Below are 17,962 nucleotides of genomic sequence, written 5' to 3' on the forward strand. Positions count from 1 at the left end.
ACTCATTTCTTTCCGATAAGTTCGACCAATTGAGCGCTGAGCCGGTCGACCTGAATGGCGCTGTTTGATAGCACCACAACCCCCGTGCGGGCGGCCGGGTCGAAGCCCACAAAACTGCTGAAGCCACCCGTGCCGCCATTGTGAAAAAACCAGCCCTCCGGGTCGCTGAACCAGCCGAGGCCAATTTGCCGCTTCGGTTCGGTGTAGGTGGGTGCGTGGGTAAGCGAAATAGCTTTTCTGAGTGCTTTGGGCGCGTCGCCGAGTTGCGCTTTCAGGTACCGGAGCAGATCGGTGACGTTGGACCGGAGTGCTCCGGCTCCCGCCAGGGCATCGAACTCCCATGATGATACCGCGTTTTGCCGGAGGTCATGTCCCTGCACAAACCGGGGCTTTTCAGCTTCGGTGAGGGTTTGTACGGTGCTGGTCATGCCCAGCGGCCGGGCAATGCGCTCGCGAACCAGCGTCTCGTACGATTGGCCCGTTTGGACTTCGAGCAGAGTGCCCAGCAGCCCAACACCCAGATTGGAGTACGCGAGCGTTTGGCCGGGGGGCGTGAGCAGGCTCATTTGCTTCAGAGCCGCAAACAAAGCCCGGCGGTCATAAGCTTTGTAGGGATTAACGGGGTTGGCCAGCAGCAGGTTGGCCGGTAGCCGGGGCAGGCCTGAGGTATGGTTGCTCAGGCTCAGGAGGGTTACGGGTTTCCCGTCTTTCTGCAAGGCCGGAATCGAGTCGGGGAGGTATCGGTTGACTGGGTCAGTGAGTTTCAGTTTGCCGCGTTGTACCAGATCGGCCAGAAGTGTAGCCGTAAACGTTTTGCTGACCGACCCAATCTCGAACAGATGGCTGGCAGTAGGCACTGTTTGGTTGCCCCGGCTGGTTTCGCCGTAACCGTACACAAACAGGCTGTCGTTGCGGAGCAGGCCGATACTCAGGCCTACGCCTTTGTTCTGGGCAAAAAAGAGCCGACACAGCGAATCGACGCGTACGTCGAGCCGGGTGCGTAGCGGATTGTTGTTGGCAACTGTCGGCAACTCGGCAGGTGGGTCGGGTTCGTAGGCCCGAAACAGAAAGGTCTGGATGCGGCCCGTTTTGTCCTGGCTGAGGTAGAAATCCATCGGCGCATTGGCAAACACGGCCGCGTACCGAATGGCATCACCTTTAAACTGCCGGAAGGTATTCCGTTTCCATTCGCCCAGTTGTGCGCTCAGGCCCATCGAAATGGTCCGAAACTGTTCGCGCGAGATCTCCCGTCTGAAATCGTCGCCCATGAGCGCGTACAGTGAATCGGGTTGCCGGGCGTTGAGGTAAAGCCGGGCTTTTTGGGCGAGTGAATCGAGGGCAAACCGGTTTTGGGCAGTGCAAAGACCCGGCAGCATGAAGAGAAAAAGAAGAAGGCGACGGCGCATAACGAGTTGTTTGGATGAAGATACGCCGAGCTTTTGGGGTGTTCAACCCGGCCAACGGCGAGTGGTGCCGTACGCGGACAAGCGGCAATCCGGTCAGCGAGACCCGGTCAGGCGAGACCCGGTCGCCAGGTGAGGGTGGAGCGGCCCAGATCGCGAAAACCCGATTGCTCGTACAGGCGTTTGGCGCGGCCGTTGTACGACTCGGTTTGCAGGTGAATAGCCACCAGGCCGAGTTCGGGTGCCAGGTGCTGAATCTGTTTCAGGGCCGAGCGACCGAGGCCTAGGCTGCGGTATGGTTCTGTGATGTACAGTTCATCAACGAAGGCATCGCGACCGAGAAACTCAAACGTAAATCCATAGGTAAGGGCCAGATAACCCGCGTTGTGGCCCTCGTGCTGAATAAGCCAGAGCGACCCCAGATGTGGAGTGTTCAGAAAGTGATCCACCAGAGCGCGGTGGGTGGTTGCCTCATACGGATAGCCAAAATGGGTGTAGAAGCCTTCGATCAGAGGCATGAGTTGATCGAGGTGGGCCGGGGTGGCCTGAAGGAGTGTCGACATAAAGGAGGTAATCGTAAACCCCATCATGGCGTTGCAGGGAGGCTGGTTGGCTCGCTGAGTAACGCCATGATGGGGCATTTTAATGGGTAATGTACTGGTGTTTACTTGCCGCCTTCTTCCTGTTCTTCGCGCCAGGCTTCAAACTCGTCGGGCGAAGCGAAGGTAAGTGGTCGACGCGACCGGCGTTCGGGCGCTTTTATCTCCAGATCGTGCGTTATGGTGGTGCCGTTCTGCGTCAGGCTCAGCTTGTACTTGCCGGGTCGGATGTACAGGTTTTTGTCGTCGGCTGGGGTAAGCTCCACGGGTTTGTCGTCTTTCTTGCGGGTGTCGTTGAGGTATTTCTCGTAGGCCTCACGCGCAGTCGCATCAACGGTGTAATTGTACGTCAGGTAGTTAAGGCCCGCTTCGGTGGTGTCGGTAAGGGTTTTCAGCACCAGCCCTTTGTCTGTCGTGATTTTTACCACTGTCTGACCAGCCTGCTTCGCGTAGTACGTCATGGGGTACGCGTAGGTCGGAGCTTCGTCGTACTTGTTGAAAATCCGGCCCCAGCTGGGGTTGGCCGTGATCGGCTTCAGGGCGAACAGGTGCAGGGGCTTCGTCATCAGCGAATCGACCATTTGTTGCAGGGGTTCGATGTTGGCGGTGTAAATCGACCGGCCGTGGGTGCCCACTACCAGCTCCCCGTCGCGCGGGTGAATCACCAGGTCATGAACCGCTACGGCAGGCAGGGTAGCCGAGCTGGCCCGAACGAAATTCTGACCGCCATCGAGGCTGATGTAAAGTCCGTGGTCGGTGCCTACGTAGAGTAGTTTCGGGTTTTTGGGGTCTTCGCGCACCACATTGACCGGCTCCTGAGGCAGGCTACCGGCCAGGGATTGCCAGGTCTGACCGTAGTCTTTTGAAACAAACACATACGGCCGGAAATGGTCGTCGCGGTAGCCATTGAGCGATACGTACACGGTGCCTTCCTGATGCGCTGAGGCCGATACCTGACTTACCCACAGCCCCTGCGGCAGACCCGCCGAAACGTCGGTCCAGGTGTACCCGCCATCGCGCGAAACATGCACCCGGCCGTCGTCACTACCGGTGTAGAGCAATCCGAATTTCAGGGGCGACTCGTCGATAGTCGTCAGCGTCCCGAAGGTCACATCGCCGGGTTTGGGGCCGTGGCGGTCCGCCGTTGCGGTGAGGTCGCCCGAAAGGGTTTTGAACTCGTCGCCCCGGTTCAGGCTCCGGTGGAATCGGTTGGAGCCGAAGTAGATCACGTCCTGATTATGGCGTGAGATTAGAATAGGGGCTTCCCAGTTCCAGCGCAGCCGGGCCTCGCCCACCTCGGTCGGGACCACGAGCCGCTTCATCTCGCCAGTATTGCGATTGATTCGGAAGTAATTGCCAAACTGGAAACCCGTGTACACGGTGCTGTTGTCGCGCCAGTCAACCTGTACCTGCATCCCATCCCCCCCAAGCAACGATTTGTAGGGGTACTGTCCGCCGTCGTACCAGTTGTAGTCGGCTTTGTAGGTGCTGGGGCCGGTCCAGACACCGTTGTCCTGCAATCCGCCGTAAATGTTGTACGGCTTGGCCATGTCCACAGCAACAGCGTAAAACTGCCCTACTGCGGGCGTGTTGGCCTTAAACCAGGTCTTGCCGTTGTCGTAAGTGATGTTGATACCCCCGTCGTTGCCCAAAATCATGTGGTTGTTGTTGCGGGGGTTGATCCAGAGGGCGTGGTGGTCGGCGTGTACATTGGCCTGATCCATACCCCGGTAGGTTTTCCCGCCATCCTCCGACCGGATCACGGGCACCCCGGCAATCACGATTTTGTCGGCATTGTCGGGTGCAATCCAGACGTTGCCGAAGTAGTAGCCGTAGGTGTTGTAGAGGCCGTCGAGATAGTCGGCATTGACCTTGCGCCAGCGGGCACCGCCATCGTCGGAGCGGTACACCTCGGCCCCAATCACCTCGGCATTGATCAGCCGCGAGTTGGCGTCGTCGGTGTATTCCAGAATCGCGATGGGCTTGATCTTGTCGGTCCGCACCATGTCTTTGAGCAGGCTGGGTGTGTACCGGGCCGGGAAGTTTTGCTCCTCCAGGTATTCGGCGATAAAGGCGTCTTCGGATTTCAGGAAATCTTCTTTCGAGATAACCCGGAGGGCGTCTTTGGTGAGCTTTTTGGTTTGGCTCTCGGCTTTTTTCTCTTTGGCCGGGCGGGGGTTCTGGTTGTCCAGAATGGCGTACAGAGTTTGCGTGTTTTTGGGGAAAATGCTCAGGCCGATGCGCCCCGTGTTCTCATCCTGCGGGAAACCCGAAGCGGCTCCGGTGATGAGTTTCCAGGTTTCGCCCCCGTCGGTGCTTTTGTACAGGCCTGAGGTTTTGCCACCCTCTACGAAATTCCAGGCCCGGCGCTCTTTGTGCCACATAGCCGCGTACAGCACCTGTGGGTTGGTGGGGTCGGTGTCTACATCAATAGCGCCGGTCTTATCGTCGATGTAGAGCGTTTGCCGCCAGGTTTTACCCCCGTCGGAGGTTTTGTAAAGGCCCCGCTCTTTGTTGGGGGTGTACAGGTGCCCCGCTACGGCCACCCAGGCTACGTTGGGGTCGGTGGGGTGCAGTTCAATTTTGCCGATATGGTGCGACTCTTCGAGGCCCGGCAGCAGTTGCCAGGTTTTGCCTCCGTCGAGGCTTTTGTAGCAGCCCACGCCCGAGTACGACGACCGGCTTGAGTTGGCTTCGCCCGTGCCGAGCCAAATGGTGGGTACGGCGGGCTTCCAGTCAACAGCCAACGCTCCGATGGTCATTACGGCCTCGTGCTGAAACAGTGGCTCAAACGAGATACCATTGTTGCTGGTGTGCCAAAGCCCCCCGCTGGCGTATGCCACATAAAACTCGTTGGAGTTGGCCGGGTTCACGGCCAAATCGACCACGCGCCCGCTCATGACCGTTGGTCCTACCGATTTGAATGGCAGGTTCTGCACGAGTGAGGTGCTGGCGCGGGGGCGCAGCCGGTCGGCGGCTGGGGTGGCCGCAATGGCCTGACTCGCCGGGGTGGGTGCTGTCCGGCGGACTTTCTTCTGTGCGTAGACGCCTGTGGTGAGCAACAGGACCGTAGCTGATAGTAAAAGTTTGTTCATGGAGTTACCAAGAGTGTCTGGAACCCACGAAGATAAGATGTATCAGAAAGCGATGAACCTCCCCGTAGACAATTCGGTGCCGGATCACCCGATCGTTGGTCTTTTCTGGGGGTGGTGAACAGGCCGGTTGGCGTTGTTAAAGAGCTTGCCTGGGTACTACAGCAAGGTCATCGGATCATCGGCAATGCGGGTGTTGTCGTGCCAGGTATCCATTTCGGCCATGTTGTCGGGGGTGAGTTCAAAATCGAACACATCGAAGTTGTCCCGAATACGGTCGCGTTTCACCGACTTCGGAATCGTGACGGCACCGTGTTGCAACGACCAGCGCACCAGCACCTGAAACGTACTTTTGCCGTGTTGCCGGGCCACGGCCTGCAAGCGCGGGTCGTCGGCCTTGAGCCCCCGCACCAGCGGAGCGTAGCCTTCAATCTGAATTCCTTTCTGGCGGCAGTAGGCCATGGTTTCGGCGGGGTGGCAATACGGGCTCAACTCAAACTGATTGACGGCCGGGGTGATATTGGCAACCGTGAACAGCTCTTCCAGATGAGGTACATAATAATTGGAAACGCCAACGGCCCGTACCCGCTCGTCGGCGTACAGCTTTTCGAGAGCCCGCCAGGTGTCGAGCCGTTTTTCGCGGATGGGCCAGTGAATGAGGTACAGGTCGGCGTAGTCGGTGCCGAGCTTGGCCAGGCTCCGGTCGAAGGCCCGAAACGTAGCCTCGTAGCCCATGTCGGTGTTCCAGACTTTGGTGGTGATAAACACCTCCCGGCGGGGAATCCCACTAGCGGCAATGGCTGCGGCTACTTCGCGCTCGTTACCGTATATGCTGGCTGTATCTATGAGCCGACAACCGGCCTCCAGGGCCCATTCAACGGCCTGTTGCACTTCGTTTTGTTGCGAGGGGGCATACACACCGAGGCCCAGCATCGGCATTTGGACGCCGTTGTTGAGGGCCGTTGTCGTCTGAATCGTCATGGTAAAAAGGGAGGGTTTATCTTCCAAACGGCCCCACCTGCGTAAAGGTTTATTTTATGGAAAGTTACATCGGATTCCAACGGTTTACGTTGTCGATGTATCTTAGCTTATATCATCTATCCAAACTACACATGAAAAAGCTAATCCTGATAATGCTCCTGTTTGGCGCGTGGGGGTGCCAATCAAAAGACCCCGATCCACTTATTGTGGGCGATTGGTTATGGAAAGAATCAAGAGGAGGCTTTGCCGGTCATAGTGTCAAGCCGAACCCTAAAGATCGGTTTGTGCTCCGAATTGGGCGGCAGGGTACGTTCGAATCGTTTCGGAATGATACGTTGGAAATGTCGGGCAGTTACACCATCGAAAAGTCCGCGAACACGTACAACGGTAAAGAGACTTCCAGTATTCGGGTGCTGAACCGGACCGTTAAGCCGTCGGTATCCGGCCGGGGTATTGGGCCTTACTTCATGGGCTTTACTAACGATATTCTTATACTAGACCGGAAGAATCTGACTCTCACTGACAACTTTATGGATGGGTATGAGAGTCGCTTCGAGCGCGTGAAATAACTTATCTTCGTCAGGAAACAGGGCAAGCTGGCACCCGACTTGCCCTGGCCACATCGTTTTACTGCGGCACAATCCGGATAATTCGGCCGGGGTTTTCGAGCGAAACGTAGAGGTTACCGTCGGGCCCCTGCCGCACACAACGCACGCGGCCCTGCCGGTCGAGCAGCTTTTCTTCGCCCGCAATGGTGTTGTCGCGCACATCGCAGCGGCTCAGATAGGTCAGGGCCAGGCCACCGACCATCAGATCACCTTTCCAGCTTTTAAACGTCTCGCTTGTGAGAAAGGCCAGCCCCGACGGCCCCATCGACGGGGTCCAGGTGAAAACGGGGGCTTGTATGCCCTGCCGGGTGGGGCTGCCCGAAATCACCGAGCCGTCGTAATTGAGACCGTTTGAAACCACGGGCCAGCCGTAGTTGCGGCCCGCCTGAATGATGTTCACCTCGTCGCCCCCGCGCGGGCCGTGTTCGGTGGCCCAAATGTCGCCCGTAGTGGGGTTCAGAGCCAGACCTTGCGGGTTGCGGTGACCGTACGAGAAAATGGTGGTGGGTGCGGTACGACCCGGTAGTATCGGATTGCTGGCCGGAATGCCGCCTGAGTCGGTCAGGCGGTGAATTTTGCCCCAGTCGGAGTTCAGATTCTGGCCGTTCTGGTTCGATGAATTGGGACCGCCATAGGTGCCGGAGCCACCCTCGCCCACGCTTAGGTATAAAAGCCCATCGCGGTCAAACTCAATACGGCCGCCGTAATGCCCCTGCCAGGTGTTAGTAGCCGACGTTTTGAAAAGGGTGCTCAGGTCGGTGATCTGATTCCCGTTCACCTTGAACCGGACGAGGTTCAGTTGGGTTGGGCCGTTGCTTGCCGGGGCGCTTGAGTAAACGGCGTAGACCCAGCCGTTGCTGGCGTAGTTGGGATGCACGCGCAGGTCGAGGAGGCCCCCCTGCCCGCGGGCGTTCACATCGGCGGGGAAGCCCGTTAGTTCGGTGGCGGTATTGTTGGCGAACCGGTAGAGCCGCCCTTGTTTTTCGGTGAAAAGCAGGTCGCCATTGGGCAGAAAATCCATGCCCCAGATGATCTGGTAACCCGTCAGGATCGTCTGCATTTGCAGATTTGGCGCGTTGGCCGAGGTGGCGGGTGTGGTTGTGGTGGAGCCGGGCGCGGTGGTTGTAGTGGCGTTATTGGTCGGCTCATTGCAGCCGGCAAGGCCAATCAGGGCGAACGAAGCAACGGCCAAAACACGGTTCATAGGTCGTCTGACGTTTTGGGTGAATTGTTTCTGGTTGAGTTGGGTGGAGACGTGTGTAGTGACAACGACGCGTTGAAGGTCTTTGTTGCCGATGGTGGCCCCGCTCAGGCTATGTAGCGCTCGTAAAATTCGCGGGGACTGATAATTTCCGTTAGGCCAACCTGTTTCAAAGGCAGTAAATGTTCCTTGTCGCCGGTGATCAAAAACTGAGCTTCGACAAAGAGTGCCAGCCGCAATACATGGTTATCATCGGGGTCCGGGGAGTCGGTTGGGAGCGGATTAGTGGGTAAGCTAACCTGGGCGTCAGACCGGATTCGATCTGTTATCTCCTGACATAGCGAAGGGGGCAGTTTGAACTTCTGCTCCAGTTTCTCGTTCAGCTCATCCAGAATCCAGTCTGAGGTAAAAGGTACACAGTGCTCAGCGCAGTATTCGTAAACCTCGCCCGCGAATTTCTTAAAGACGAAAGCGGACAACAGCACATTGGTGTCAAATACAAGGCGAGTGTCGGGTGGCAGCATTACGAAACTTCACGAAAGATGTCTTCCTCTGACCGAATCAGGGCGGCTTCGGCATAGGGACGCAACTCCTGACGAAGCCGTTCCATATGCTGACGGCGCAGATAGTCATTGAGTGCTTTCCGAACAATGGCCGCTTCATCGCCATTGGTCAATGCGGTTTCCTGCTGGAGTTTGGTCGCCAGTGCATCATCCAGTGGTATGGTTAATACAGTCATAAAACAATTCTCCGTTTAGCTCCGTGAGTCTACAAACTTAACGTAAATTGCCATAAAACAGTTGTGCCACAGCCTGTTTAGGCTGTGGCACAACAAGTAACAATTGCTTACCGGGTAACGCTTACCGGGTAACGTTTACCGGCTCAGGTACAGATTCCGCTCCGAGTACACTTTCAGGAAGAAATCGTCGTGCAGGTCGTCGATGAAATAGATGCCTTCACCGGTCGATTTCATTTCGGGCCCAAGCTCCTTGTTTACGTTCGGAAACTTGTTGAACGAGAATACCGGAATCTTGATGGCGTAGCCTTTCTTCACCGGCTTGAAGTCGAAATCGGTCACCTTGTTGGCACCCAGCATCACCTTCGTCGCGTAGTTAACGTATGGCTCCTGATAAGCCTTGCAAATGAACGGCACCGTCCGGCTGGCGCGCGGGTTGGCTTCGATTACATACACCTTCTCGTCTTTGATGGCAAACTGAATGTTGATCAGACCAACCGTTTTCAGTGCCACGGCGATTTTCCGGGTGTACTCTTCAATCTGGCCTATGACGGCTTCGCTCAGGTCGAATGGCGGCAGCAGGGCATACGAGTCGCCGGAGTGAATACCCGCCGGTTCGATGTGCTCCATAATCCCGATGATGTACACGTTTTCACCATCGCAGATGGCGTCGGCTTCGGCCTCAATCGCGTTTTCGAGGAAGTGGTCGAGCAGGATGTTGTTGTCTGGAATGTCCGACAGAATCTTCATCACGTGCTGCTCCAGCTCCGTTTCGTTGATCACGATCTTCATCGACTGCCCGCCGAGTACGTAGCTGGGGCGTACCAGCAACGGGAAGCCGAGGTCGCGTGAGAGTTCGATTGCGGCTTCTGACTCGCGCACCGTACCGAATTTCGGATACGGAATGTCGAGTTTGCGGAGCATGTCGGAGAACAGGCCCCGGTCTTCGGCCAGGTCGAGGGCTTCCCAGCTCGTACCGATAATCTTGATGCCGTAGCGGGTCAGTTTTTCGGCCATCTTGAGGGCCGTCTGGCCACCCAGCTGCACAATCACGCCTTCGGGCTGCTCGTGCATGATGATGGCGTGTACGTGCTCCCAGAACACCGGCTCGAAGTACAGCTTATCGGCCACGTCGGGGTCGGTCGAAACGGTTTCGGGGTTACAGTTGATCATGATCGTTTCGTAACCCGCTTCTTTAGCGGCCAGCACCCCGTGTACGCACGAGTAGTCGAACTCGATACCCTGCCCGATGCGGTTGGGGCCGGAGCCCAGAATAACCACTTTCTTGCGGTTTGAACGGATCGACTCGTTGCCGGGCAGGTCCGATACCGGCTCGGGGCGGTCCTGCGTGATGGGCAACTGGTTGTTAAACGTCGAGTAATAGTACGGCGTTTTGGCCTCAAACTCAGCCGCGCAGGTATCCACGCACTTGTACACCCGCCGGATGTTGTGATCCTGACGGTACTGGTAAATCTTGCTTTCTTTTACCTGCAGGAGGTGCGCCAGCTGCCGGTCGGCATAGCCTTTCTGCTTGGCCGTGCGGATGAGTTCGGCCGGCACATCGTCCAGGTCGTACTGCTCAATCTCGCGCTCCAGCTCAATCAGTTCTTCAATCTGGTGCAGGAACCAGGGGTCAATTTTGGTCAGTTGCCGAATCGTGCGGAACGACATCCCGGCCTTAAACGCATCGTAGATATGGAACAACCGGTTCCAGCTGGGGTGCGCCAGGCTTTGCTTGAGGGCGTTGATGTCGGTCAGTTCGCGGCCGTCGGCACCCAGACCGTTGCGCCGGATTTCGAGCGACTGACACGCCTTCTGCAACGCTTCCTGGAAGTTGCGGCCAATACCCATGGTCTCGCCTACCGACTTCATTTGCAGACCGAGCGAACGGTCGGCACCCGGAAACTTATCGAAGTTCCAGCGGGGTACTTTCACGATCACGTAGTCGATAGCAGGCTCAAAAAACGCCGACGTCGTGCCCGTAATCGGGTTGATCAGTTCGTCGAGGTTGTAGCCGATTGCCATTTTGGCGGCAATCTTGGCAATGGGGTAACCCGTTGCTTTGGAGGCTAGTGCCGACGACCGGCTCACCCGTGGGTTCACCTCGATCACGATGATATCGTCGGTTTCGGGATTTACCGAGAACTGAATGTTACAGCCACCGGCAAACTGCCCAATGCCGTTCATCACCTTGATGGCGAGGTCGCGCATTTTCTGGTACAGCGTATCGGGCAGGGTCATGGCCGGGGCCACCGTGATAGAGTCGCCGGTGTGAATGCCCATCGGGTCGAAGTTCTCGATCGAGCAGACGATGATAAAGTTGCCGTTACCGTCGCGCAGCAGCTCCAGCTCATATTCTTTCCAGCCCATTACGCTTTGCTCTACCAGTACCTCGTGTACGGGCGACGCGTGCAGACCGTTGGTCAGGGCTTTGTCGAATTCTTCGGGCGTGTTAACGAAACCCCCGCCGGTACCACCGAGCGTAAATGAGGGCCGGATCACGAGCGGGAAGCCAATCTCCTGGGCAATCTCTTTACCCTCCAGAAACGAGCGGGCCGTACGGCCTTTGCAAACGCCCGCGTCGAGCTGAAGCATCAGCAGGCGGAATTTCTCGCGGTCTTCGGTCGTCTCAATCGCTTTGATATCGACCCCGATAATTTGTACGTTGTACTTTTCCCAGACACCCGCCTTATCGCAGTCGATGGCGAGGTTGAGAGCCGTTTGGCCACCCATGGTAGGCAGTACGGCGTCAATGGGCTTGCCCATCTGCCGGTGCTTTTCCAGAATCTCGACAATCGATTTTTTCTCCAGCGGCTTCAGGTACACATAGTCAGCGTTGATCGGGTCGGTCATGATCGTCGCCGGGTTGGAGTTGATCAGGGCCACTTCGATGCCTTCCTCGCGGATAGAACGGGCGGCTTGGGAGCCAGAGTAGTCAAACTCACAGGCCTGACCGATGATGATGGGGCCAGAGCCGATGATAAGTACCGAGCGGATGTTGGCGTTTTTGGGCATTTCTGAGCGGGGTAATAAAACGGTCCGGCGGTCCGGCGATCCGGCGCTCCGGAATGTGCAAAGCAAACTGGGCAAAGTATCTTTTTGGCCGTCTACGCTGGGAAGCGTAAGGCCAAAAATCCCGCAAAATTAGGGGTTAAACCGCATACCTTAATACAGTTGCGTAGTTTATAGTTTGTGGTTTATGGTTTTTTGAGAGGAGATTCGGGGTAAGTATTTAATTATTAGGGTGTTATCCGGCTTCGGGTAAAAAGAAATCCAACTAGCACGCGAATGACACGGATGGATGTGAATTGGCACGCGGATGGCGCAGATTAGGCGAATCGTCGCGGATTGATATTCCCAATGTGGTCAGTGTTTCTGGAAATAGCCAGTACCGGGGTCTGCGTTCATCTGCCTAATCCGTGTCATCCGCGTGCCAAAAAGACACCGTCAGGAGGCTGTATGTTTTACCCATACTGAGAGAAGGAAAGGGCGCACTGAGTCAAAAAACCGCAAATACCTACCTTGTAGAAACCATCACGTTCGACAAACGGATACTTTTGTCGATAAACGAAGTTTGTTCATGCAGCACATCCACCCGCGAAAAGGATATCTGGTTAGTTTGGTGCTGAGTCTGTTGATCGGGCTGGGCGGTTGTGGCGACGATGTTGAAACGGTGTTTCCGGCCCCGATTCTGCCCGGCGGTGGGTTCAACCCTCCGCCCGTGATACCGGCTCCACAGCGCATTTTTCTGGAAAATAGTCAGATAAAAGTGGGTATCGACCTCAACGCGGGCGGTGCCATCACCTACCTAGCCGATGCGCTCACGGGCGTCAACATGGTCAATAACTACGATCTGGGCCGGCAGCTTCAGACCAGTCTTTATTCCGGGCCGGTGCCCTTTGAAGAAGCCGGCAACCGGCCTATACCCCAATGGATTGGCCTCGGCTGGAACCCCGTGCAAACGGGCGATATGTACAACAACCCCTCGCAGGTGGTCTCGTACCGTAAAGACAGCACCAACCGGCTCTATGTAAAAACCAGCCCGCTCATTTGGCCCCTTCGCAACCGCCCTGCCGAGTGCCAGATGGAGCATTGGCTCGAACTCCGGGGAAATGTGATTCGTGTGCGTAGCCGCACCCAGCTCTCCCGACCCGACACCACGCAGTATCAGGCCCGTACGCAGGAGGCCCCCTGTATGCACCTCAATGCGCCGTATTACCGGGTTATCACGTACACCGGCGATAAACCGTTTACCAACGATGCCCTGTTTGAGTTCAACGCTCCGCACGCCATTACCGAACGGTATGCTACCGAAAACTGGGCCGCTCTGGTCGACAAAAACAGCTGGGGTGTGGGTATTTACCGGCGCAACGAATTTCGGTTCATTTCGGGCTTTTTCGGGGCTACCGGCGTTGGTGGCGAACGCGACGGGGATACCGGCTATCTCACGGCTATTCCGTTTCAGGTGATGGATCACAACGGCGTGTTTGAGTTTGAGTACGACCTGATTGTGGGTTCGGTGGAGCGCATTCGGCAGTATGTGTATAGCCAGCCCCGACCCGATACCGGCCCCAATTTCCGCTTCACCACCAACCGGCAGGGCTGGCATTACTACAATACCCGCGATACCGGCTGGCCCATTCGCAACGAGTTGTCGGTACAGTGGGGCCGCACCGATCCGACCCTGCCCAGCTTTGCCATCAAGTCGCCCAAGGGATTCTGGCGGGCGGCCGACGTGCGCCGGATTGTGCTCGAAGCTGCGTTTACCACCTCGTCCAAAACCGCCCGGCTCAACTGGCGCAAACCCGGCGATCAGGAGTTTGAAGTGCTCCGAAGCGGTGGGGTCGATTTTCCGATCATTGGCGATGGGCAGTTTCGTACCTATACCATTGATCTGAGCCGCGCGCCCGGCTGGGATGGTATCATTTACCAGATTCAACTAGAAGCGACACCGGGCGCGGATGCCTCTGCCAGCGAGCGCGGCAGTCGGCTGCGGTTGCGGAGTGTAAGCCAGTAATCTACCCTTTTTGTATCTTTGTCTATGCGCCTTTTCTATCCATACCTGTTGTTGCTACTGGCCGGGCTGGCTTCCTGCAAGCCCAGTGTCGAAACGTTTTACCCCATCGGTACCACCCCGCCCGGCAGCACCACCGGTGGCGGCTCGGTCACACAGCCCGGTGGCGGCTCAACCTCAACAGGAACAACCCCTCCGCAAACAGGGCAACCGCCCATTAATGTACCCGGCGGGGGAGGTGGCAACTCGGGCTCGGGATGGACCTCGGTGTTTAATCCCAATCTGCCCGCCCCGCCCGCAGCGCCGGGGGTGCCACGTCTGGTGATCCTGAGCAATGCCAAAGTGCGGGTGGGTGTCGATCTGGTGGCCGGTGGCGCCATTACGTTTCTGACCGATGGCCCGCGCGGCACCAACATGATCAATAACTTCGATCTGGGGCGGCAACTCCAGACGAGTCTCTACTCGGGCCCGATTCCGTACGTGCAGAATGGCAAACAGCCCGCTTTTGTCTGGCGAAACCTCGGCTGGAACCCCGTACAAACCGGTGATATGCACAACAACCCGGCGCAGGTAATCGGCTATCAGCAGCTCGATAGTAACCGGATTTATGTGAAGACGATCCCGCTGGTGTGGCCCTTGTTCAACGAGCCCGCCGAGTGCGTTATGGAGCATTGGCTCACCCTGCGCGACAATGTGGTGCATGTTCGGAGCCGCACGCAGGTAAACCGTCGCGACACCACGCAGTACGAAGCCCGCGCGCAGGAGGTGCCTTGTGCCTACCTCAACGCCCCTCTCAATCAGATTGTGACCTACACGGGCGCACAGCCTTTTACCAACGCACCGGTTGTGAATCTCTCGGCCGAAAAGGATATGGCGGTGCGGCAGGCTACCGAAAACTGGACGGCCCTGCTCGACAAAAACGGGCGTGGCCTGGGCTTGCACGTGCCCAATCAGTTCCGGTTTGTGACGGGCTTTCTGGGCTCTTCGAGTACCGGCACCGAATTCGACGACCCCACGAGCTACCAGGCGGCCACCCCGCTGGTGGTCATGGACCATAACACCGTGTACGAGTATGAGTACAACCTGATTATCGGCACGGTGACCGATATTCGGGCGTTTGTGTACGCGCAGCCCCGGCCCGAAACCAAACCGAATTTCCGGTTCACCAACAGTCGGCAGGGCTGGCACTATTACAATACGACCGATGCCGGCTGGCCTATTCAGAACGAGCTGGTGGTGCGCTGGAGCCGGGCCGACCTGAGCAAAAGCGCGTTCAGCCTGAAGAGCCCGCGCGTGTTTTGGCGAGCCGCCGACCTCAATAAAATCTACGTTCAGGCCGCCTTCACAACCGCAGCTCGTACGGCCCGCTTCAACTGGCTCAAGCCGGGCGATGGCGATTTTGTGGGTACCCCCGACCGGGTGGTTGACTTTCCGATCATCGGCGATGGGCAGATGCGTACCTACGAAATTGACCTGACTAACCGCAGCGGTTGGGATGGCCTCATCTACCAGATTCAGCTCGAAGCCACACCGGGGCAGGAGGGACCCAACGACAAAATCAGGCTCCGGTCGGTAACGGCCGAGCGGCCTTAGTGCATACCCAAAACCACCTACACTGTACCATGACTGTTCCTGCCCGGCCTGCTATGGCCTTCGACGAATACCGCCAATACGATGCTACGGCCCTGGCCGAGCTGGTTCGGCGCAACGAAGTAACCCCGGCCGAACTCCTCGAAACGGCCATTGCCCGTGCCGAAGCGGTAAACCCCCAACTGAACGCCATTGTAACACCGCTGTACGACAAGGGCCGTGAAATGGCTACCCAACTGCCGGGTGTCGGGCCGTTTCGGGGGGTGCCGTTTTTGCTCAAAGACCTCGAACTCGAATGGGCGGGCGTACCGCTCAAGTCGGGCTGTGCGGGGTATCAGAACTACGTGCCCCAAACCGATAGCGAAGCCGTGACCCGCATGAAGCAGGCCGGTCTGGTGCTGTTTGGTAAAACCAACACCCCTGAGTTTGGCCTTACGCCCTACACCGAGTCTAAACTGTACGGCCCGGCCCGTAATCCGTGGAGCCCGGCCCACTCGCCGGGCGGTAGCAGCGGGGGCTCGGCCGTGGCAGTCTCGGCGGGTATTGTACCGATGGCGTCGGCGAGCGACGGGGGCGGCTCCATCCGGATTCCGGCGAGTAGCTGCGGCCTGTTTGGCATGAAGCCCTCCCGTGGGCGGGTGCCCCTTGGCCCGGCCAATGGCGAAATGTGGTCGGGAGCTGTGGTGAACCATGCCGTGACCCGCTCCGTGCGCGACAGTGCGGCCCTGCTCGATGCCCTGAGCGGACCCATGACGGGCGACCCCTATTTTTTGCCCAATCCCGAACGGCCCTTTGCCGAAGAGGCCACCCGCGAGCCCGGTCAACTGCGTATTGGCTTCTCGACCGAGGCCCTGATTCCGTCGCAGCCCACACATCCCGAATGCGTCAGGGCGGTGCAGGATGCCGCCAAACTGCTCGAAAGCCTGGGGCATCAGGTCGAGGAGATCAAGTTGCCGTACAGCAAGAGTATTCTGACGGAGGCCTTTTTTACGATGGTGGTGAGCGAAACGGGCGCTACCCTGCGCGAACTGGCCAACTACCTCGGGCGGCCCGTCCGTCGCGACGATGTGGAGCTGAACACCTGGGCCATTGCACGTATGGCCGAAGGGTTTTCGGCGGTCGATTACGCGTTTCAGAAACGACGCTGGAACGAGCTGACCCGCAGTATGGGCCTGCTACACGACCGGTTCGATGTGGTGCTGACCCCTACACTGCCCCGGCCCCCTATTGAAATTGGTTTGTTTCAGAACACGGCCGCCGAAAACCGGATGATTCGGCTCGTGGATACGTTGGGTGGCCTGAAACGGCTCAAAGGCAGCAAGATTATGGACGAGCTTGCCGAAAAATCGCTTGGCTACATCAGCTTTACCGGTATTGCCAACATGACCGGGCAACCGTCGATGTCGGTGCCCCTGCACTGGTCGGCAGATGGCTTGCCGGTTGGGACTATGTTTACGGCCATGCTCGGCGATGAGGCTACGCTATTCCGGCTGGCCGGGCAGCTCGAAAAGGCGCAACCCTGGTTCGAGAAGGTACCGTCCTAAAAAACAACACCCCGGTTCGCGTTGGCGGGCCGGGGTGTTTAAAAGGAAAGGAAGATAGGAATAGGGCACCTAATTGTTTTACCTCACTGTTTTGGGTTGGGCGCAACCGTGTTTTACCGGTTGCGCCCACATTCGTTATTGAATACTCAGTTGACGAGTTGCTTGCTGCTCGGGCGACTTCAGCGTAAACGAGTACTCACCTACTTTTTCTTTACCCATAATCCGAACCTGATACACACCATCGGGCAGTTGCTCAATGTTGAATTTCATGCTGTAGGCACCCGCCTGCTTGCTCACAAATTGCTCGGCCATCACGCGGCCTTCGCCATTCGTAAACTGGACACGCAACATTTCGCCGGCTGGCTTTTCAACGTTTACGCTCAGGGCCCGGCCTGCGTTGACGGCAAAGGCGGCATGGCGCACGGTGGTGATGGCATTGTTGTCGCGTTTGATGGGCCGGGCTTCAACGGCACTAGCCGAGACAAACAAAAGGGCACAAAAAGCAACGAAAAGGGACAGGCCTAAAAGGATGGATTTAATGACAGTTTTCATACTTGTACTCCGGGGAGTGGTTCAAAAGTTTTTGTTGTGTTGTTGTTCGCTTTGAACACTGCAAAGTTGTGACAGTCAGTGCTATTGTTGAAAACGATAATGCGTCAAGCGGTAAAAGCGACGGCTGAATGGTCTAAAAAAACCGTTGAACTGTCGAAAATCAGGATGGCATTTAACGGGTTTTTAACCCTTTTCCCTCCCCTCGTTTAGTTCAGTGTCACCAATCGGTTGGGCAGCTGTTCCTGCAAGCCCGGCGACGAGAGTTTGAACGTCCGTTCGCGAACCGAATTCCCGTCGGTGATACGGAACGTGTACCGCCCATCGGGCATGTTGCTGAGGTCAAATTTCTGGTTGAACCGGTTTACCCGGGCGTTGTAGGTCTGGCTGTGGAGCAAGTGGTTTTGTGCGTCGAACAGTTCCACTTTGATACGGGCGCGCGGGTCTTCCTTTTCCACATTCATCCAGAGTTTGAGCGGGGTAGCCGCCGGATAAACAACGGCTTCAAGGCGGGGCTTTTCTTCGTAATAGGCTTCGGTCGAGGGCTTCGACTGAGCCATGGCTGGCGTTGAGAGGGCAGAGGTACACAGGGCAGATGCACCCAAAAGCAGAGCGGCAGAGAAGGCTACGAACGGTTTCATGGGA

At 57.2% G+C, this 17,962-nt stretch carries 14 protein-coding genes; 4 read left to right on the plus strand and 10 right to left on the minus strand.

What is annotated here, in order from left to right:
- Positions 1-2: 2 nt before the first annotated feature.
- The 4 genes from RUDLU_RS28815 to RUDLU_RS0115940 form a co-directional block, all read right to left on the minus strand.
- Positions 3-1,406: a serine hydrolase domain-containing protein gene (locus RUDLU_RS28815; RefSeq protein ID WP_019989401.1), complete on the minus strand. Its 1,404-nt coding sequence runs from the start codon at positions 1,404-1,406 to the stop codon at positions 3-5.
- Between the two features lie 107 nt (positions 1,407-1,513).
- On the minus strand, positions 1,514-1,966 hold the full coding sequence (locus RUDLU_RS27570) for a GNAT family N-acetyltransferase (RefSeq protein ID WP_044130426.1): 453 nt from the start codon (positions 1,964-1,966) through the stop codon (positions 1,514-1,516).
- 101 nt (positions 1,967-2,067) lie between these two features.
- Positions 2,068-5,097: a WD40/YVTN/BNR-like repeat-containing protein gene (locus RUDLU_RS0115935; RefSeq protein ID WP_019989403.1), complete on the minus strand. Its 3,030-nt coding sequence runs from the start codon at positions 5,095-5,097 to the stop codon at positions 2,068-2,070.
- 156 nt (positions 5,098-5,253) lie between these two features.
- Positions 5,254-6,075, minus strand: a complete 822-nt coding sequence (locus tag RUDLU_RS0115940) for an aldo/keto reductase (RefSeq protein ID WP_019989404.1) — start codon at positions 6,073-6,075, stop codon at positions 5,254-5,256.
- 131 nt (positions 6,076-6,206) lie between these two features.
- Here RUDLU_RS0115940 and RUDLU_RS0115945 point away from each other — a divergent pair, with 131 nt between their 5' ends.
- Entirely contained in the window at positions 6,207-6,644 is a 438-nt protein-coding gene (locus RUDLU_RS0115945) for a hypothetical protein (protein WP_157580234.1), read from the plus strand.
- 58 nt (positions 6,645-6,702) lie between these two features.
- Here RUDLU_RS0115945 and RUDLU_RS0115950 read toward each other — a convergent pair whose 3' ends face one another.
- The 4 genes from RUDLU_RS0115950 to carB form a co-directional block, all read right to left on the minus strand.
- Entirely contained in the window at positions 6,703-7,887 is a 1,185-nt protein-coding gene (locus RUDLU_RS0115950) for a PQQ-dependent sugar dehydrogenase (protein ID WP_019989406.1), read from the minus strand.
- A 104-nt stretch (positions 7,888-7,991) separates the two neighbouring features.
- Positions 7,992-8,408, minus strand: coding sequence for a putative toxin-antitoxin system toxin component, PIN family (locus RUDLU_RS0115955; RefSeq protein ID WP_019989407.1), 417 nt, complete (start codon positions 8,406-8,408; stop codon positions 7,992-7,994).
- Positions 8,408-8,623, minus strand: coding sequence for a hypothetical protein (locus tag RUDLU_RS0115960; protein ID WP_019989408.1), 216 nt, complete (start codon positions 8,621-8,623; stop codon positions 8,408-8,410). The genes RUDLU_RS0115955 and RUDLU_RS0115960 overlap by 1 nt, the downstream gene beginning before the upstream one ends.
- A gap of 135 nt (positions 8,624-8,758) precedes the next feature.
- Positions 8,759-11,635 carry a carbamoyl-phosphate synthase large subunit gene (carB, locus tag RUDLU_RS0115965; protein WP_019989409.1) on the minus strand — a complete coding sequence of 959 codons (2,877 nt, stop codon included), beginning with the start codon at positions 11,633-11,635 and terminating at the stop codon, positions 8,759-8,761.
- Positions 11,636-12,200: 565 nt separating this feature from the next.
- Here carB and RUDLU_RS0115970 point away from each other — a divergent pair.
- Genes RUDLU_RS0115970 through RUDLU_RS0115980 form a run of 3 tightly spaced genes read left to right on the plus strand, consistent with a single transcriptional unit; the run spans position 12,201 to position 16,768 of the window.
- Complete coding sequence (locus RUDLU_RS0115970) at positions 12,201-13,637, plus strand: hypothetical protein (protein ID WP_019989410.1); 1,437 nt, start codon at positions 12,201-12,203, stop codon at positions 13,635-13,637.
- A 24-nt stretch (positions 13,638-13,661) separates the two neighbouring features.
- Entirely contained in the window at positions 13,662-15,227 is a 1,566-nt protein-coding gene (locus RUDLU_RS0115975; protein ID WP_019989411.1) for a hypothetical protein, read from the plus strand.
- 29 nt (positions 15,228-15,256) lie between these two features.
- Entirely contained in the window at positions 15,257-16,768 is a 1,512-nt protein-coding gene (locus tag RUDLU_RS0115980) for an amidase (protein WP_019989412.1), read from the plus strand.
- A 135-nt stretch (positions 16,769-16,903) separates the two neighbouring features.
- Here the strand turns inward: RUDLU_RS0115980 and RUDLU_RS0115985 are convergent, their stop codons facing one another.
- Together RUDLU_RS0115985 and RUDLU_RS27575 are read right to left on the minus strand one after the other, a co-directional pair.
- Positions 16,904-17,320 (minus strand): hypothetical protein, encoded by a 417-nt coding sequence (locus RUDLU_RS0115985; protein WP_019989413.1) that lies wholly within the window; start codon positions 17,318-17,320, stop codon positions 16,904-16,906.
- A 206-nt stretch (positions 17,321-17,526) separates the two neighbouring features.
- Positions 17,527-17,958, minus strand: a complete 432-nt coding sequence (locus RUDLU_RS27575; protein ID WP_019989414.1) for a T9SS type A sorting domain-containing protein — start codon at positions 17,956-17,958, stop codon at positions 17,527-17,529.
- Positions 17,959-17,962: the final 4 nt, after the last annotated feature.

This window comes from Rudanella lutea DSM 19387, from assembly GCF_000383955.1.
In the GTDB taxonomy this organism is placed as follows: domain Bacteria; phylum Bacteroidota; class Bacteroidia; order Cytophagales; family Spirosomataceae; genus Rudanella; species Rudanella lutea.

Bases quoted from the DNA above. Each gene is read 5' to 3' on its own strand.
- RUDLU_RS28815 (WP_019989401.1), bottom strand. From the start codon at position 1,406: ATGCGCCGTCGCCTTCTTCTTTTTCTCTTCATGCTGCCGGGTCTTTGC.
- RUDLU_RS27570 (WP_044130426.1), bottom strand. From the start codon at position 1,966: ATGTCGACACTCCTTCAGGCCACCCCGGCCCACCTCGATCAACTCATG.
- RUDLU_RS0115935 (WP_019989403.1), bottom strand. From the start codon at position 5,097: ATGAACAAACTTTTACTATCAGCTACGGTCCTGTTGCTCACCACAGGC.
- RUDLU_RS0115940 (WP_019989404.1), bottom strand. From the start codon at position 6,075: ATGACGATTCAGACGACAACGGCCCTCAACAACGGCGTCCAAATGCCG.
- RUDLU_RS0115945 (WP_157580234.1), top strand. From the start codon at position 6,207: ATGAAAAAGCTAATCCTGATAATGCTCCTGTTTGGCGCGTGGGGGTGC.
- RUDLU_RS0115950 (WP_019989406.1), bottom strand. From the start codon at position 7,887: ATGAACCGTGTTTTGGCCGTTGCTTCGTTCGCCCTGATTGGCCTTGCC.
- RUDLU_RS0115955 (WP_019989407.1), bottom strand. From the start codon at position 8,408: ATGCTGCCACCCGACACTCGCCTTGTATTTGACACCAATGTGCTGTTG.
- RUDLU_RS0115960 (WP_019989408.1), bottom strand. From the start codon at position 8,623: ATGACTGTATTAACCATACCACTGGATGATGCACTGGCGACCAAACTC.
- carB (WP_019989409.1), bottom strand. From the start codon at position 11,635: ATGCCCAAAAACGCCAACATCCGCTCGGTACTTATCATCGGCTCTGGC.
- RUDLU_RS0115970 (WP_019989410.1), top strand. From the start codon at position 12,201: ATGCAGCACATCCACCCGCGAAAAGGATATCTGGTTAGTTTGGTGCTG.
- RUDLU_RS0115975 (WP_019989411.1), top strand. From the start codon at position 13,662: ATGCGCCTTTTCTATCCATACCTGTTGTTGCTACTGGCCGGGCTGGCT.
- RUDLU_RS0115980 (WP_019989412.1), top strand. From the start codon at position 15,257: ATGACTGTTCCTGCCCGGCCTGCTATGGCCTTCGACGAATACCGCCAA.
- RUDLU_RS0115985 (WP_019989413.1), bottom strand. From the start codon at position 17,320: ATGAAAACTGTCATTAAATCCATCCTTTTAGGCCTGTCCCTTTTCGTT.
- RUDLU_RS27575 (WP_019989414.1), bottom strand. From the start codon at position 17,958: ATGAAACCGTTCGTAGCCTTCTCTGCCGCTCTGCTTTTGGGTGCATCT.